This is a genomic window from Arcanobacterium buesumense, assembly GCF_012563545.1.
GTDB lineage: Bacteria > Actinomycetota > Actinomycetes > Actinomycetales > Actinomycetaceae > Arcanobacterium > Arcanobacterium buesumense.
Genome location: NZ_CP050804.1, coordinates 1,371,198 through 1,386,767 on the forward strand (window position 1 = coordinate 1,371,198; position 15,570 = coordinate 1,386,767).

A 15,570-nucleotide genomic window follows, 5' to 3' on the forward strand; every position below is an offset into this window, starting at 1 on the left:
AGCCGGGTCGCTAAAAGTTAAGCATAGCCAGATAGTATTCGTTCAATCAGCTCAAATCCTGACAGTCCGGGATAGCCGTGAATCTTCCCGATCCAACTTTCAGGTATGGCAGATAAACCCCATCGAGCACCTAGGAGACTTCCGGCTATCGCAGCAACCGTATCAGTGTCTCCTCCCCCGCGAACTGCTGCTTCCATAGCGAGTTGTAGGTGACGTGACGGATCATCGAAAGGAATCTTCGTCGTCGTTATTGCCGACCATGCTCCTTGGAGTGCTTGAACTACCCAACCGTTGCTACGAAAAGTATTGGGAGCGCGGTGCTGGGCTTCTTTTAAAGCCTTGTTCCAAAACGAGCGTCTGCTTACGGGAAGTAACCCGACGCCTTCATCAATTCCATCAAAGGAACCGTATTCGATCGCATGAGCAATCCCAACCGACCAGATCACGCAAGCCTCTGAAGCTATCGGATCACCATGAGTAAGCAATGAGATCCGCCCAGCAGCATCTGCAACCGTCTCTCGGTCCAGATTAGGGAGGACGACCGGGGCGGTGCGCATCAGGGAACCATTACCGGCTGAGCGGTTGGGTATCTGCCGATAACGCATAGCTGACGCCTTCGCTAAAGATTGCGCTGTACGCTCACAGTGAGAGGCATTAATGACAGAAAATATCTGCTGACCAATCCCTTTGGGTTGCGCCTCAAACCACGTGAACCAGCCTTCGGCAATCAGATCAAGTTCATGATCCCCAAAGTAACCCTGACTAGCAATGCCTGCATCGATGATCGGGATTGACATTGCGGTGTCATCAGACCACTCACCCGGTTCGAATCCTTCGCGCCCAATCATCTCAATCGGCAAGGCCGATGGTAATGGCTTGTTGAACTCATATCCCACGCCTAACGCATCCCCAGCAGCAAGACCAAGAATGCACCCGAGCGCTCGATCAGAGTTCACGCTTATCGCACTGATAATCGACGGATTCGAAACGTTGCTACTCATCACAAACCTCCTACACGTATCTTAGCTACGGCAAGAAGATTCTCTGCGTGCACGCTTACCCGTGTTCATGCGCGTAAACCTCTCACATACAAGGCTTAGACCGGCATAGAAAATACTAGTTCATGTATGAGGCGAGCCGATCAGTGGCAGCGTCTAACTTTTCTCGATCCCAACCATCTAAATCAGCAGCCAAAGCATACGTGCTTTCAAAGAACTTGCGGACCATCTCTTCTGGATTATCTGACTTACGCACCGCCTCATAAGGCAGAACATACTCATATAGTTCTTCGCTATAGTAGGCCTCGGCCGGTTCGATCTTTTGGCGGGCGTAGCCATCTGGAGCAGGGTATGCGTAGGAATAGAACATGCCTTCTCCTTCGCCTCCCGGCCAAAAACCAGCACTCGTAAGATGATGTGAATAACCTTCCGCCATCACCCAGTCAGCACAGTTTGGAACCCCACCAGGATGTTGAGGAGCAAGCTTATCTACGAAGCGAGTACACGCCATATCGAACGATCCCCAGAAGAAATGTACCGGGCTTACTTTGCCCAAGAAGCCAGAACGGAAGTTATCTAATGCAATATGAACCTTTGCTAGTTGTAACCAGAATCGATGCACAGCGTCCTTATCGTAGCTCTTGTGCACAGTATCTTCTGGGAACGGAATCGCCGGGTCAACCTCATTAGGGAAAACACTAATATTCATAGGGACTTCGATTTCGGCCATGGACTGCTGCACTTTCGCATAAAAGTCAGCTACCGTCATAGCTTCTAAAGCAAACTTCGCGTGTAGTCCGTTACTGCGACGGAACCGAAGCTCGTGGTTAATGAAGTCGAATTCGATATCGAACACATCGCCCTCGAACGGGATTGACGACGTCGTCAACCCAACCGGGGATACATACAATGTGACTTGCCACCAGTGATTAATGAGCGGGGCATACTGCATACGAATCTTGCCAACAATCTGCGTCCACATATGTAAGGTATCGCGGGTATCGGTCCAATCCTCAATCCGAAGCTCCGGCCAAGATGAAGGAGTCTGTGAGGTGGTCATAATATTTCTTCTCCGTTGAATCCATGTTGCAGAATATAACAACTATGATACCGACTTGCGTTACCACTAAGCTCATATCAGAGCCCAAAGTAGCTATCAGCAGAATTACCACAAGCATTAACAGATGACTAACTATTGGAATCTGTACCAATAGGGTAAAACAATATCAACCATCAGTTTTGCGGATTTGCAGCGGGAAGTGGACATTAGCGGTATAGCGATGAGTGGAGCTTAATAAGTTATCCATCTATATCATTAATCTCGCGGTAGTGGATGCCTGTGTATTGCATGGCGATAAGATCTTCAGGATGGCGCACACACAGGTAAATAACGGCTAGAAAACTCCATTCTAAAGGCTTCATCAATACCCAAACCGTATCAGCTGCCCATTTCGTTCTAATACGTTTCGCTAAATCAAAACCATACCGATCATAAAAGCCGCGAATCGTTCGATGTAGACGAGGTAGATGGTCAGAGATTACTTGTTCAAAAGCATTAGCTATCAGCAATTGCCGATTCACTATAACGGGGTGTCCGTGGCGGATCCCGCCGCGAATTGGCTTAACAAGTTCTTTGTGCCCACCAGCGGCTACTGTGCAAAGGTAGTGCTCATCAAAAAACACATTTGGCGGCGAGGTCTGCTGTGAAAAAGCCCAGCCACTGGTGTCTGTAAACGCCCTGATAAGCGCATGGGGGCCTTGCCCCAGTAACACCAATATCGCATACACTACTCCCAGCACTGGCAAAGTGATGAAGAAAGCCCACATGGGCCAGGTTTTCGCTTGCGTGAAATAATAGTTTAGGCGAGCGAGCATAGGATGGGTTTCAAACTTCACCGATCGATCTGCATCGAACACATGTACCCGTAGGGTAATGGCGATTGTTCTGGCAACTATAGCCACAAAAACAACGGCGGGAATAAGTAGATAGAGATCTGTAAGCTGACGGTATTCATAAATTTGTATTGTCCATATAACAACATAGGCAGTGGCGATATAGAGCATCCCAATCGCTAGAACCGGAATGAGTGGCGGTAGCTTATCAACTGGTTTTAGCCATAGTGCATAAAATGCCACAAAACAAAGTCCAAGAAGAATGACAACCCATAGATAGTAATTGGGAGAAATTGGCGAATGACGCTGAGAGTTCAGCAATTGCTCTTGCCAACCAGCTGAAAACACCACGTCTTTATAGAAGAGGAGGTATAAAACATCGCACGCCAGAAGGAAACAGAGCACCCACGTGTCATAGCCAGGACGATGCGACTGCGGGGTTTTCCACCGTAAGGCTCGCACAACCAACATCAGCTGATATCCCAGCAGCACCACCGGATAAACACACAGTAATGAAAACGCAACTAAAAACACAGGACCGACAAGTAATAGATTGAGGAGTGCTTCTTCAGTCACGTCTTCGCCCGAGAAAGGCACGTGTAGCAGCATCTGAAACACAACGACGACGAGGGTGAGAGCAAATGAAAGCACAAATTGAAATAAGTACGGGTACGCTTTCGCAAATCTCCACATGGGCTAATCATACATCGTCTTGTTTTCCGCAGGTGGCAATGCAGTTCGCGAGGCATATTAGTGATATCAGCTCACGATCCCCCAGCTAACCTTCAGACAAGAATGCGCGCTCACTGTCTAACAACTATGTTCAGTCACAACAACAAGGTTCATTTCACAACAACATGATCTGGCCAAGACGCCGAAGTTTTCGATAAACAAGAAATCCGAGAAGATTTAACGTTACACAAATAAGCAACATCTAGGAAACCCGAAAAGTAAAAGAAGCGCGAGCCAGTGTGGCTCGCGCTTCTTCATGGTGGAGATGGGGAGAATTGAACTCCCGTCCGATAATGAGGAACCCAAGGCTTCTCCGGGTGCAGTCTGTTCATCGTTGTTTTTGGCTCCAGCACTCTAACAGACATGTTGCTGACGAACCTAGCTACTTGGGAGTCGCCTAGCGGTTAATAGCGAACCGCTAGTGCCAGTGGCTTTCAAAGGCGACGCCAGAGTTCTCACGCGAAAGCAACGTGAGTCTGACGGATTTCTTAGTTAATGCGCTCGCTCAGGCGGCGAGGGCGAAATCAGACTTCTGCTTATTGGCAGTTATTTTTTTCGCACAGATCGTTAAAGAGATAACTGTGCATCCTCTACCCGCTTCCCTTCGGTAATCACTACCGTCGAAACCGATCATCCCCTATTCAGTTATCACCTCATGGCTACGTTCATCTCTTCACTAAACGAAACCACGAAACACACTGTTACGCCAGATTAACGCACAATACCTGCGTCGTCAAGTAGGGACGACGCTCGCCAATTCTCACACCAGCTCAACAACATCGGCGATCGAATCGTGGACAAAATCTGGCCGGAACGGGAACTTCTCAATATCAGATCTCTTCGTTGAACCAGTAAGCACCAAATGGGTACGCAAACCAGTTTCCACACCAGCCAAAATATCAGTATCCATCCGGTCTCCCACAATCGCAGTCTCCTCCGAATGCGCTCCGATCTTATTCAAACCATTACGCAACATCACCGGGTTAGGCTTGCCCACAAAGAACGGCGAACGGCCAGTCGCCTTCTCAATCAATGCAGCCACCGCACCTGTTGCCGGAATATCTCCCTCAGCTGATGGACCAGTACTATCCGGGTTAGTTGCGATAAAGCGAGCGCCAGCTTGGATCAGCCTAATTGCTTTAGTGATCGCGTCAAATGAATAAGTGCGCGTCTCCCCTAAAACAACAAATTCCGGATTCGCTTCCGTCATAATAAAACCTTGCTCATACAAAGCGGTAGTCAAACCCGCCTCGCCCACCACGTAGGCCCGGCGCAAATCCGACTGCTTCGCCAAAAACCCAGCCGTGGCCAAAGCTGAGGTCCAAATATGATCCTCAGACACATCCAGACCAGAAGTCTTCAACCGCTCGGCCAAATCACGTTCGGTGAAAATTGAGTTATTGGTTAAGATCAAATGCGGGATTTCTTTGTCCTGCAACTTCCCTAAAAACTCAGCCGCACCAGGCAACGCTTGACCTTCGTGCACCAGCACGCCATCCATATCAATAAGCCATGATTTCATATACCAAGACTTACCATGTTTAGGCAGGGAAAGGTACCGGTTTCGCTTATGAAAGAATAAAATGAGCCAACATTCAGAAATACCAGGCCATCGATTTCACAAAAATGCTCTCAAACATGAGTACGCAACAGATTTTATTATCTATTTGCGCACTGGGTAACCGCATGATTTCTTATCGACGTTGGTTTCGACGCGCTTGGCTCATCGCCCGCTGCGCCTCACGCTCATCTTGTCGGCGACGCAATGTTTCACGCTTATCCCACTCTTGCTTGCCGTGAGCTAGCGCAATCTCCAACTTGGCTCGCCCACGGACAAAGTACAGCTCTAAGGGCACAATCGTGGTGCCCTTCGCTTTTACTTTCACAGCTAACTCGCGTAACTCATGTGCATGCAGAAGGAGCTTCCGTTTAGCAGTAGGCTTATGATTCGTCCATGAACCCATCGCATAAACTGGAATATTCATTCCTACAACCCATGCTTCGCCGGACCGGTCAATCTCAATCCACGCTTCGGACAGTGACGCCCGCCCAAGGCGTAATGCTTTGACTTCGGTACCAGACAAAACAAGACCGGCTTCGAAAACGTCATCGATAAAATAATCGTGCCGAGCTTTCTTATTACGTGCGATAACCTGTTTTGCATCCGCCGCAACTTTAGCCTTTTGCGCTTGCGTTAGCTTACCGGAGTTCTTCGCAGCGCTTTTCTTCTTCGCCATGAGTGTTCTCCTTTAACTTAGAAACCAGGCAACCCCATCGGGTTGATAGCCGTACCATTCTGCCATACTTCGAAGTGAACATGACAGCCAGTGACTCGTCCAGTGGCTCCGGACAACCCAATCAAATCTCCCTGCGAGACCCGCTGGCCAGGCACAACCTTAATCGCAGACAAATGCATATGCGAAGTCACATACGAACTGCCGTTATGAATTCCGTGGTTAACATACACGATATTTCCGCCACCCACATCAAACATCGTGCTGTCAATGACACCATCAGCGGCAGCATACTGCGGATCACCACAAGGTGATGCCAAATCAACGCCATAATGCATGCGCCGATAGTTCCCCAAGGGGTAAATGCGCATTCCAAAAGGCGATGTGACAACAAGAGGCCCTGGAATCGGTGGATTGAGCCAGCCGCTTCCAGTTGTTGCACTTGCTTGCCCGGCGGCAGCACGTTCTGCTTCCTTACGGCGATTTTCTTCATCGATTGCAGCGATTCGCGCTGCAGCTGCTTGTTGCTCTTGCTCAACTTGGTTTAGTGAGGCTTCGAACTCTGCTTTGCGCTTTTCCAGATCTTGGGTTTGAGCGTTTATTGATGCTTCAAGATCTACGAGTTGGGTTTTGCGCTGTTCAGCTTCGTCACGTGCTTTGTCTCGAACGACGACGATAGCATCGGCTTCGGCTTTGAGCTCGGTAACGCGTTTTTCCACAGCTTGTTGCCGCGATTGACGGTTTTTCGATTGGGCAACTGCTTGGGACAGTTCCGTCAACGCAGCACTTTGCGCACGCGTCACGGCCGCATTGACCCGATACGCATTCGTAAATTCTTCGGCCGACGCGGATCCAACAACTAGATCAATAGCTGTTGGCATGGTCTCGCCCCGATATGTCGCCCGAGCAATTTCCGCTAACGTTTGTTTTGTTTTATCGGCTTCCTGCGACGATGTAGAAAGTTCACCAGAGATACCTGCGAGTTCGTTTTGGGCGGCAGACAAAAGAGCTGCGTTAGCTTGCGCCTTACGTTCTGCAGTTGCCAGTTCTTGTTGTGCATTCGCCAAATCAGCTTCTGCTCCAGGGATTTGCGAACGAGTTTTTTCCAACTCTAAAAATGCGTCTTGAAGATTAACATCGATTCCTTCTAACGAGGACTTAATCTCCTTCATACGATTTTCATTTTCTTGCTGTTGGTTCACCAGATCTTGGCGTTCGTCAGCCCAGGCAGGCAAAGCTAACCCGGTAACTACCATCGTGACAGTAGCTACCGTGGCGATAAACTTTCGTCGAGAATTCATCATCAGACCTTAGTGTATCGACGTAGTGCCAAGAAGGAAGCAACGGCAGAAATGGCAATAGCTGCCAGCAATAACCATGGAGCTAGAAGCACAACATCATGCGCCGAAACAATCTTTAGCCAAGAATCTGCGAACCACTGGTGGACAAAGAACTCCACCGCCACGTAAAGACCACCGATAGCTAAAATTGCACCAATAAGTGAGGAAATGATTCCTTCAAGGATGAATGGGGCTTGAATAAATGCATTCGATGCCCCCACATAGCGCATAATCTCAGTCTCGTTTCGCCGGAACATAGCGGACAGGCGAATTGTTGCTGGAATAAGTAGCACGGAAACAATAATCATAATACCGGCCAAAATCGTGGCGATAAGAGTGAAACGATTGAGCATATTGAAAAGCGGTTTAAGCTGTTGACGTTGATCAATCACAGATTCTACGCCAGGCCGGCCAGATAGCATTTCCGATACGACGGCGATGTCATCTTCATTTGGGTTCGTGAGCTTGAGCCGGAAAGAGGATTGCATTAAATCAGCATCTATCGTATCTGCCCATGTTGTACCTTTAAGTTGTTCCTTAAAAGCTTCGTAAGCATCCTCTTTGGTCTCAAAATAAACATGTTCGATATGTTTTGCTACTTCACCGCTATCGAGATAGTCGCGCAATGAATCTATTTGCGATTCACTAGCTTCACCCCCAGCGCACGCCGCACTAGTAGATTGCGGAGGGCACATAAAGACTGAAACTTCGACTTTGTCGTACCAATCATTCTTCGCTGACTCAATTTGAGTCTGGAATAAAATCGCTGCTCCCACGAACAACAAAGAAACGAAAGTGACGAGGACGACCGAAGCCATCATTGACGTATTCTTACGCAGGCCTTTCCAGACTTGAGAAAAAATAAAACCGATTCGCATCAGCGAGCACCTCCGTATTGGCCGCGCTCTTGATCACGCGTAATCTGTCCATCTACCAACTCAACAACGCGTTTACGTAATTGATTAACGATTTCTTGATCGTGGGTGGCCATCACAACTGTAGTCCCCTGACGGTTAATCCGATCAAGCAACCGCATAATTCCTAACGCGGTGTTGTGGTCTAAGTTTCCGGTTGGTTCGTCTGCCAACAAAATTTCCGGGCGATTGACCATCGCGCGCGCAATAGCCACTCGTTGTTTTTCGCCGCCAGAAAGCTCGTGCATACCGCGCTTTTCTTTACCATCGAGACCAACAAGTTCCAAAACTTGTGGAACCTCTTTCATAATGGCATGGCGTGGGCGACCAATGACTTTCATTGCCAAGGCAACGTTATCAAAGACATTCTTATCGGTCAGTAGACGGAAATCTTGAAATACCGTGCCAATCTTTCGGCGTAAAAAAGGCACCCGGCGTGAAGAAACTCCCGCAAGGTCTTTCCCTAAAACATGGATACGCCCAGAGGTTGGGCGTTCTTCAGCCAAAATCAAGCTGAGCATGGTGGATTTACCAGAGCCAGAAGCTCCGACGAGGAAGACAAAGTCGCCGCGCTCAATAGTGAGGCTCACTTGGTCTAATGCCGGAGCTGCCCCACGAGCATATATTTTGGTGACGTTTTCAAACGTAATCATGAACAAGCACAATCTACTTCGGGTACATACTGGATCTACCCTAGTAATGATTTCGGCGCGTCAGCTAGCTGACGCGCCGGTAAGGCCAAGAAAAGTACCTTGTTATTTCACATCTAGGGTTATTCGGTTGGGAACATCTGTCCATGCCGCCAACGGATACCTGCATCGATAAAACCGTCGATATCACCGTCAAAGACAGCTTCAGCGTTGCCAACTTCATGCCCGGTACGCAGATCTTTGACCATTTGATATGGGTGGAGAACATAGGAGCGCATTTGATCGCCCCATGCGCCTTTAACGTCACCAGCAAGTTCTTTCTTGATAGCTGCTTCTTCTTCGTGGCGTAATGCCAGTAAACGCGATTGCAACACTCGCAATGCTGCTGCACGGTTTTGAATCTGAGATTTTTCATCCTGCATTGAAACGACAATGCCAGTCGGAATGTGAGTCATACGAACTGCCGAATCAGTAGTATTAACAGACTGTCCGCCCGGACCTGAAGAACGGAAAACATCGATCTTTAATTCACTGTCTGGAATGTCAATATGATCAGTTGTTTCAATCAACGGAATAACTTCTACAGCCGCAAAAGACGTCTGCCGCCGCCCCTGATTATCGAATGGCGAGATACGCACAAGACGATGAGTTCCAGCTTCTACTGTGAGGGTGCCATAGGCATACGGCGCCGAAACTTCGAACGTAGTCGATTTTATGCCTGCTTCTTCCGCATAAGATGTATCAAGCACTTTTGTTGCATAGCCATGGCGTTCTGCCCAACGTAAATACATACGTTGCAACATTTGTGCCCAGTCAGCAGCATCAACACCACCAGCTCCCGATCGAATAGTGACAACCGCATCGCGTTCATCATATTCTCCGGACAACAGCGTCTTAATCTCCAGCGCGGAAAGATCAGAGCGTACCGTCTCAAGCTCGCCATCAACCTCGCTTAAAAGCTCTGCACCCATCTGCGCATCAGTTTGCGATTCTTCCACTGCCATTTCGTATAAGGTAGCTAGATCGGCAATCCGTTCACGCATCCGCGCAACTCGTTCGAGCTCAGATTGAGCGTGTGACAGTTGAGAAGTCACCGCTTGAGCTTGTTCTGGATCATCCCACAGGTCAGGTGCACCCGACTTTTCTGTCAGATCCGCAATTTGCGCTTCAAGCGCACTCACATTTGTTACCGCCTCGATCTGTGAAAAAGATCGGCGGAGTTCTTCAATTTCAGCTTGATAGTCAGTTGCCACGAAGCTAAGTCTACGCTATTGACCCCCTTCGATTCTCAATCGGGCAGACGAAGTTGCACACATTTCTATTTCATCAAGGTTATCGAGAAACGATGGAACAAATGGAACAGGAACCAAGCGACATAGTGTAACAACGATATCGTTACCGCTCACCCCTGTTGGTTGACTGACCCAATCCTGAGTATTAGATACCGCACGGTGTGCCTCACTTTGAATATGCGACACATCATAACTTACATTCCCTGCATAGTAGTGAGCATCCGAGACCTCTTGCGCGAGTTTCAACGCCACGCCATCGGCCCTGGCTAAAACATCTTTACGTTCATTATGCAGGTGAACACTTGCTCCGATAATCAAAACTAACATCATAACAAACACCCAGATACCCAACCCTAAAATGAGTAAGTTCCCAGGTTCAGTTTTCCTAGTTTTTCTTTTCATGGAACATTCCGAAAAATATCACTATCCATTGTATACGCGGCTGATACCGGCACCAGAATGCCGGTTGCTGGTAATACTATCTGCGTCGATACCGTAACCTCTATCGATGCCCCTGGTGTTTGACAGCCTGATGGTTCGCACATGACTGACACCGTTAATCTTTCGCTATGCCCTCGATCTGACCACACGTCTAACGCAATTTCTTGGGCTTTATGCAATACATCGACTTCCGGTGCACGAACCACTTCCCGAACTGCCTCCCGTGTTGCTGCTTGAACACTAAACTGCGCCTCAAGTACAGCACTTAACGACATCAGCAAAATAAGCGCCGGACCGATAATAACAACCATGATCCCAACAAATTCCACAATAGCGTTACCTGGTTCGCAAACCGCTGTGCGACCCTTGGCTCTCTTAAGGTGATTATTCAATAGTGGCACGACCTTCCACATCAATAGTGATAGGCAAAAGTAAGCCCAACACTGGAGCCGGAGCACACGCCCGGACAATCACCCACGAAGGACCATAAGTAATCGTGATGTCATCAGCAAAGGCAGGCGGCAACGTCGTCGTTATTAACTCGAAGGTACGTTCTCGAGCCACTTCTTCGCTCGCTCCATCTAAAGCCGCAAAGCGTGCACCGAGAGCAACCGAATCTTTCATCACCTCACGCGCAAACCATGTTAAACCAAGACTGACGATCGTGACTGTAACAATGAGCAATAATCCAACTGTTGCTGTGAAACCAACGACGGCATTGCCGCCCTCACGCTTTGCCAGGTTCACGAAATCTGAGTGACGCGACTAATCGCATCTTGAAATAACGTCGTCAATGCCGGGCCAACTAATGACCACAACAAAACAACTAATGCCGCAGTCATCAGCGTAATCATCACCCAGCCAGGGACATCACCCTGCTCTTTTCGCCCAGCAACGGACGAAATATGGCTAACATATTTCTTTAGTAACCAACGCATATGAAATGACATATTTTTCCTTTCACAATAACTTCTTAATGAAAATTCATGTAATGCAGTGCCGGGAAAATCGTGAATAGAATTGTGATCGGTAAAATTAGGAAAACCACCGGGATCATCATAGATATCTCGGCCTTACCGCCCTCTTCTAATAATTCTCTACGAGCCGCGTCACGCGCATCACGGGCTTGATGGTGTAGCGTCTGAGCTAATCCGCCACCTTGTTCCATCGCCATAATCAACGAGTCAGTAAAACGCGAAACATTACGGTTATCTGCCCTAACCGACAACTCAGCTAAAGCCTGAGCCAACGATGAACCAGCATGCACGTGCGAGAGCATGACCTGAAATTGCTCAATCAATGGGCCTTGTCCTAGTTGCACAACTCTTTCAAGGGCCGGACGGATCGCTTGACCAGCTCCTACCGCGAGCGCAACTAACTCAATCACATCTGGTAGTTGACGAGTAAACATTCGTGACGTGCGTTTTGCCTTCGTCGTCAACCGCGAATCTACCCACAAAGCTGCGCCAAGCGCACCGAGTATCACAGTCAGCACGATAATAGCCGGACTATACCCACGGGCTATGAAGGCTATCCCAACTAAACCCCCAACGAGCAAACCTGCACCGGCCCACTGGATTTGGGTGAGCCGAAAATCGCTAACACTGCCCTGGCCAATCACTGCCAGCCGTCGTTCGACAGCAGATCTTGTTGATCCTAATTGCTCGATAATCCGTAGCAATGAAGGCAGAAACCGGGTGAGAATCGAGGATCGCGGGCTACGATTATCACGTGTAGCCACATGAGGAATAACCTGCTGTGTCAATGATTTTCGCGGACTTGTTAGCCCGTAAATAAGCCAGGTACTTCCAGCTCCTATCGTCATACCAGCTAAAGACATTCCTATCATGGAGTTCCGCCTATTTTTCTTGGTGTAGATATAAAAATTCGCGTGTCCGCACTCAGCTCTCCAAGTTTGATCATTAGACCATAGGCAAGAACAGTTAGAAATGCTCCACTAACTAAAACAGCAATACCACCAGCAGTGCTAAATGCTTCTACTGTTCCTGGACGAGTTGCAAAAAGCGCGAGCAAAATCCAGGGAGCACCTGCCGCTAACCGAGCGCCATTAACCGTCCACGATTGTCGAGCAAGCAGTTCTCCACGGGCACGGTTATCTTCACGTACAAGACTCGCCAACTGACTGAGCATCAGTGCCAAATCATGACCCCCTAGTTCATGAGATAGCCGCATCGCTTCGATCACTCGATCCGCCATCGGATCATGAAATTCATCCTTCAGATCATTTAGTGCCGAATCGAGACGCCCTTGTGCACGGATATGTTGAGCACAGCGCGCAAATGGTTCACGCATCATTATCGGGCCACGCTGACTAACCACCACTAATGCTTGTGAAATAGATAATCCCGCACGTAGTGATCCAACGACGTCGTCCAACACATCGGGCCACGCTTCACGTTGTCGCGTAGCATACTTTCGTTGCCGGGAATATCTCACCAGAGACGTAACTACAGTGCCAACAACTGCCCCGCACCCCATAAACACCACGGAAGGAATAATTATCATCGTACCTAAGCCGCCCAGTACAGCACCGCATAGTAGCGGTATCATACGCGGAGATAACCGAAAGGGGTGCGGATCTTGCCATGCTCGAATAACGATCAAACAACCTAGACCTACTAAGGCACCAACTATAAACCCCACGGTGCCTCCCCGATAAGATCTGCTACCTGATAGCCCGCAAATTCGAAGCGGTCTCGCCCAGGTATTTCGCCACCAACATAACGTAGCCCACTGCCGTCGTCAGTAAATATCTCAGACGTTTCAACGACGTCGCCTTCGATTCTCCCAGTAACTCCCACTATTTCACGTACTCGACGCACGCCACGGCGATCCCGGTGCACGTGCACAACAATGTCTATTGATCTCGCAACTGTTGGCACCACAAAACTATTAGTCACGTTATCGCCTGCTAGTAACGGCAAAGCGCACATTTTCGCAACCGCCTCGCGTGCTGAATTTGCGTGTATCGTGCACGCACCTGGAATTCCAGAATTTAATGCGATAAGTAAATCAAATGCTTCAGCTTGACGTACTTCGCCAATAACAATTCTTTCTGGACGCATTCGCAAAGCTTCTTTAACCAACCTGCGCAACGTGATTTCGCCCCGGTCTTCTAGATTTGCTGGGCGAGTTTGCATCGCCACCACGTCACGATGCGCCAGATTAAGTTCAAAAACCTCTTCGGCTGTCACAATGCGTTCCTGAGCGCTAACAGCCCCCAACAACGCCCCTAAAAAGGTCGTTTTTCCAGCTTGTGTAGCGCCAGAAACTAATACATTGAGGCCAATATCAATACTGGCATCTAAAAAACGTGCAGCTACATCGGTCAACATGCCTTGATCTACTAAATCTATGAGACGTCGTGGGCGCAGAACATACTTGCGAAGATTAACTGACCAATGCGCCCTAGTGATGTCTGGAATAACCGCATGGAGACGCTCCCCTGTTCGTAACGCCGCATCGACAAATGGACTGGATAAATCAAGACGCCGGCCTGAAGCGCGTAGCATTCGCTCAACAAGATCTCGTACCTGCTGGTCAGTTAAGACGATTGTGGTTAGTTCGCTTCGTCCGTGACGAGCTATAAATATCTTTCCTGGATCGTTTATCCAGATTTCTTCAATATCTGGATCATCAAGAAGCCGTTGAATTGGCCCTAATCCGCCAATGTTATCGCGTAGTTGTTGAACGATATCAGACTGACGCGTGACCCCTTGGGCACGTCCTTCAACAGTAAGTTCTTCATATTCATCAAGTGCTTGCTCAATAATTTGATCAAGCCCAGATAAGTCTTCTTGTGGATCTACCCCAGATATCTGTACTAATTCGCGCACTCGATCGTCTAACCATGCATATGCCGTGATCATTGTTGCCCTGCCCCTCCTTTCTGCTAGTTATCAGCGTATAAAAGCCATCACTAGCGACGTCGTGCACTTTCCACAGGTGTGGAAAACTTTAAAGGCTTGCGTGATTTTTGTGGTAAGGGGCGTGTGAGCAACAAAGAGCACCAGAAAAGTCGATACCGTAAAGGCATGAAGATGTCGCCTTATCATTTAGCTGCCCTTGCCGTCGTCGCTGTTGATGGTCTCAACGCTGTCTCTATTCGCGGACCATATTCTTCAGCGCCTGATTTTGTTTTTGGCGGCGTTTTAGACTCTACTGGCAAACACTGGATTGTTAAGGTTCCACGCACAACCCACGCGTCAACAGTTATCGAGGCCGAGGCCGGGTTAGCACCTGTTTTAGTTAATCGTTTACGTCACGGACAACTCCCCTTCGACGTTATGCGTCCTGCCGGTTTTGCTCCCGTGACCAACGGTCGCGCAGTTGTTTATCCGCGTCCGCTGGGAAAAACTATTGACTTTGAGGGGCTAACGATTGATCAAGCCCATGAACTGGGACGTACATTAGCCACCATCCATCAGCTTGACCCGACGACGATTACCGAGGCTGGAATGCCAGCTTATGATGCCGAAACAGTGCGCAAACGTTTATTGACTGAACTGCATGACGCTAGCGCCACCGGCACTATTCCGGCAATTTTGAACCGACGTTGGGAAAATGCCATTGAGAATCCGGACCTGTGGGCTTTTAATACCCGAGTTGTTCACGGTGATATCGCCGCCGATAATATTTTGTGGTCTGAAGGTCATGTCAGTTGTGTGTTGGGTTTTGGTGAAGCACATGTTGGCGATCCAGCCCATGATTTTGCCTCTTTGATGGCAGGTCTCGACGAGTCATTGTTTGACGCAATCGTCGAATCTTATCGTAATTCACTTGACAATGATATTGATGAACACTTCTTCACACGTACTGTTCTATTGTCCGAAATTGCACTTGCTCGTTGGATGATGTTTGGTATTCGTAACTCTGATCAGGGAGTTATTACTGAAGCGAACCAGATGCTCGCCGATTTGGCGAACGACGTCGCAGCTGATCCAGATCTTGCTCCAGGCCCAGTGTGGGAAGTAGACACCGTCGATCCTTCATTACCCATTGAAGAGGCTTCTGAAGCTGGTTTCCACACTGGACAGTCCGCTGAATAACACACGA

General features: G+C 48.7%; 17 protein-coding genes and 1 other RNA gene. 1 reads left to right on the forward strand and 17 read right to left on the reverse strand.

What is annotated here, in order from left to right; genetic code table 11:
• Positions 1–17: 17 nt before the first annotated feature.
• From HC352_RS06270 to HC352_RS06350, 17 genes are all read right to left on the reverse strand, one after another.
• Positions 18–1,001, reverse strand: a complete 984-nt coding sequence (locus tag HC352_RS06270) for an ADP-ribosylglycohydrolase family protein (RefSeq protein ID WP_168918082.1) — start codon at positions 999–1,001, stop codon at positions 18–20.
• 115 nt (positions 1,002–1,116) lie between these two features.
• On the reverse strand, positions 1,117–2,058 hold the full coding sequence (locus HC352_RS06275; protein WP_168918083.1) for a DUF5996 family protein: 942 nt from the start codon (positions 2,056–2,058) through the stop codon (positions 1,117–1,119).
• Positions 2,059–2,297: 239 nt separating this feature from the next.
• Positions 2,298–3,542 (reverse strand): DUF6688 domain-containing protein, encoded by a 1,245-nt coding sequence (locus HC352_RS06280; RefSeq protein WP_168918084.1) that lies wholly within the window; start codon positions 3,540–3,542, stop codon positions 2,298–2,300.
• Between the two features lie 338 nt (positions 3,543–3,880).
• Positions 3,881–4,261: a transfer-messenger RNA gene (gene ssrA, locus HC352_RS06285) on the reverse strand.
• A 122-nt stretch (positions 4,262–4,383) separates the two neighbouring features.
• A complete protein-coding gene (locus tag HC352_RS06290) occupies positions 4,384–5,145 on the reverse strand; it encodes an HAD-IIA family hydrolase (protein WP_168918085.1) in 762 nt (253 codons plus the stop codon).
• Positions 5,146–5,317: 172 nt separating this feature from the next.
• Positions 5,318–5,860 (reverse strand): SsrA-binding protein SmpB, encoded by a 543-nt coding sequence (gene smpB, locus HC352_RS06295; protein ID WP_168918086.1) that lies wholly within the window; start codon positions 5,858–5,860, stop codon positions 5,318–5,320.
• 17 nt (positions 5,861–5,877) lie between these two features.
• Positions 5,878–7,161: a M23 family metallopeptidase gene (locus tag HC352_RS06300; protein ID WP_168918087.1), complete on the reverse strand. Its 1,284-nt coding sequence runs from the start codon at positions 7,159–7,161 to the stop codon at positions 5,878–5,880.
• Positions 7,161–8,075 carry a permease-like cell division protein FtsX gene (ftsX, locus tag HC352_RS06305; protein ID WP_168918088.1) on the reverse strand — a complete coding sequence of 305 codons (915 nt, stop codon included), beginning with the start codon at positions 8,073–8,075 and terminating at the stop codon, positions 7,161–7,163. The genes HC352_RS06300 and ftsX overlap by 1 nt, the downstream gene beginning before the upstream one ends.
• The gene (gene ftsE / locus HC352_RS06310; protein WP_168918089.1) at positions 8,075–8,764 is read right to left on the reverse strand and encodes a cell division ATP-binding protein FtsE; all 690 of its coding nucleotides are present in this window, start codon (positions 8,762–8,764) and stop codon (positions 8,075–8,077) included. The genes ftsX and ftsE overlap by 1 nt, the downstream gene beginning before the upstream one ends.
• 119 nt (positions 8,765–8,883) lie before the next feature.
• Positions 8,884–10,014, reverse strand: coding sequence for a peptide chain release factor 2 (prfB, locus tag HC352_RS06315; RefSeq protein ID WP_168918090.1), 1,131 nt, complete (start codon positions 10,012–10,014; stop codon positions 8,884–8,886).
• 15 nt (positions 10,015–10,029) lie between these two features.
• Positions 10,030–10,455 carry a hypothetical protein gene (locus HC352_RS06320; RefSeq protein ID WP_168918091.1) on the reverse strand — a complete coding sequence of 142 codons (426 nt, stop codon included), beginning with the start codon at positions 10,453–10,455 and terminating at the stop codon, positions 10,030–10,032.
• Positions 10,452–10,895: a TadE/TadG family type IV pilus assembly protein gene (locus HC352_RS06325; RefSeq protein ID WP_211080641.1), complete on the reverse strand. Its 444-nt coding sequence runs from the start codon at positions 10,893–10,895 to the stop codon at positions 10,452–10,454. The genes HC352_RS06320 and HC352_RS06325 overlap by 4 nt, the downstream gene beginning before the upstream one ends.
• Positions 10,879–11,241 (reverse strand): pilus assembly protein, encoded by a 363-nt coding sequence (locus HC352_RS06330; RefSeq protein ID WP_168918093.1) that lies wholly within the window; start codon positions 11,239–11,241, stop codon positions 10,879–10,881. The genes HC352_RS06325 and HC352_RS06330 overlap by 17 nt, the downstream gene beginning before the upstream one ends.
• The gene (locus HC352_RS06335; RefSeq protein WP_168918628.1) at positions 11,238–11,432 is read right to left on the reverse strand and encodes a hypothetical protein; all 195 of its coding nucleotides are present in this window, start codon (positions 11,430–11,432) and stop codon (positions 11,238–11,240) included. The genes HC352_RS06330 and HC352_RS06335 overlap by 4 nt, the downstream gene beginning before the upstream one ends.
• Positions 11,433–11,467: 35 nt before the next feature.
• Entirely contained in the window at positions 11,468–12,343 is an 876-nt protein-coding gene (locus tag HC352_RS06340) for a type II secretion system F family protein (RefSeq protein WP_168918094.1), read from the reverse strand.
• Entirely contained in the window at positions 12,340–13,158 is an 819-nt protein-coding gene (locus HC352_RS06345; protein ID WP_168918095.1) for a type II secretion system F family protein, read from the reverse strand. Before HC352_RS06345 ends, HC352_RS06340 begins: the two co-directional genes overlap by 4 nt.
• Entirely contained in the window at positions 13,146–14,384 is a 1,239-nt protein-coding gene (locus HC352_RS06350) for a TadA family conjugal transfer-associated ATPase (RefSeq protein ID WP_168918096.1), read from the reverse strand. The genes HC352_RS06345 and HC352_RS06350 overlap by 13 nt, the downstream gene beginning before the upstream one ends.
• A gap of 165 nt (positions 14,385–14,549) precedes the next feature.
• On the opposite strand from HC352_RS06350, the gene HC352_RS06355 reads away from it, so the two are divergent.
• Complete coding sequence (locus tag HC352_RS06355) at positions 14,550–15,563, forward strand: phosphotransferase (protein WP_168918097.1); 1,014 nt, start codon at positions 14,550–14,552, stop codon at positions 15,561–15,563.
• The last annotated feature ends 7 nt before the right edge of the window (positions 15,564–15,570 follow it).

Excerpts from the sequence above, each read along its gene's own strand:
- smpB (WP_168918086.1), bottom strand. The coding sequence starts at position 5,860 with ATGGCGAAGAAGAAAAGCGCTGCGAAGAACTCCGGTAAGCTAACGCAA.
- ftsX (WP_168918088.1), bottom strand. The coding sequence starts at position 8,075 with ATGCGAATCGGTTTTATTTTTTCTCAAGTCTGGAAAGGCCTGCGTAAG.
- HC352_RS06300 (WP_168918087.1), bottom strand. The coding sequence starts at position 7,161 with ATGATGAATTCTCGACGAAAGTTTATCGCCACGGTAGCTACTGTCACG.
- HC352_RS06320 (WP_168918091.1), bottom strand. The coding sequence starts at position 10,455 with ATGAAAAGAAAAACTAGGAAAACTGAACCTGGGAACTTACTCATTTTA.
- HC352_RS06270 (WP_168918082.1), bottom strand. The coding sequence starts at position 1,001 with ATGAGTAGCAACGTTTCGAATCCGTCGATTATCAGTGCGATAAGCGTG.
- HC352_RS06290 (WP_168918085.1), bottom strand. The coding sequence starts at position 5,145 with ATGAAATCATGGCTTATTGATATGGATGGCGTGCTGGTGCACGAAGGT.
- HC352_RS06355 (WP_168918097.1), top strand. The coding sequence starts at position 14,550 with ATGAAGATGTCGCCTTATCATTTAGCTGCCCTTGCCGTCGTCGCTGTT.
- HC352_RS06340 (WP_168918094.1), bottom strand. The coding sequence starts at position 12,343 with ATGATAGGAATGTCTTTAGCTGGTATGACGATAGGAGCTGGAAGTACC.
- ftsE (WP_168918089.1), bottom strand. The coding sequence starts at position 8,764 with ATGATTACGTTTGAAAACGTCACCAAAATATATGCTCGTGGGGCAGCT.
- HC352_RS06335 (WP_168918628.1), bottom strand. The coding sequence starts at position 11,432 with ATGCGTTGGTTACTAAAGAAATATGTTAGCCATATTTCGTCCGTTGCT.
- HC352_RS06275 (WP_168918083.1), bottom strand. The coding sequence starts at position 2,058 with ATGACCACCTCACAGACTCCTTCATCTTGGCCGGAGCTTCGGATTGAG.
- HC352_RS06350 (WP_168918096.1), bottom strand. The coding sequence starts at position 14,384 with ATGATCACGGCATATGCATGGTTAGACGATCGAGTGCGCGAATTAGTA.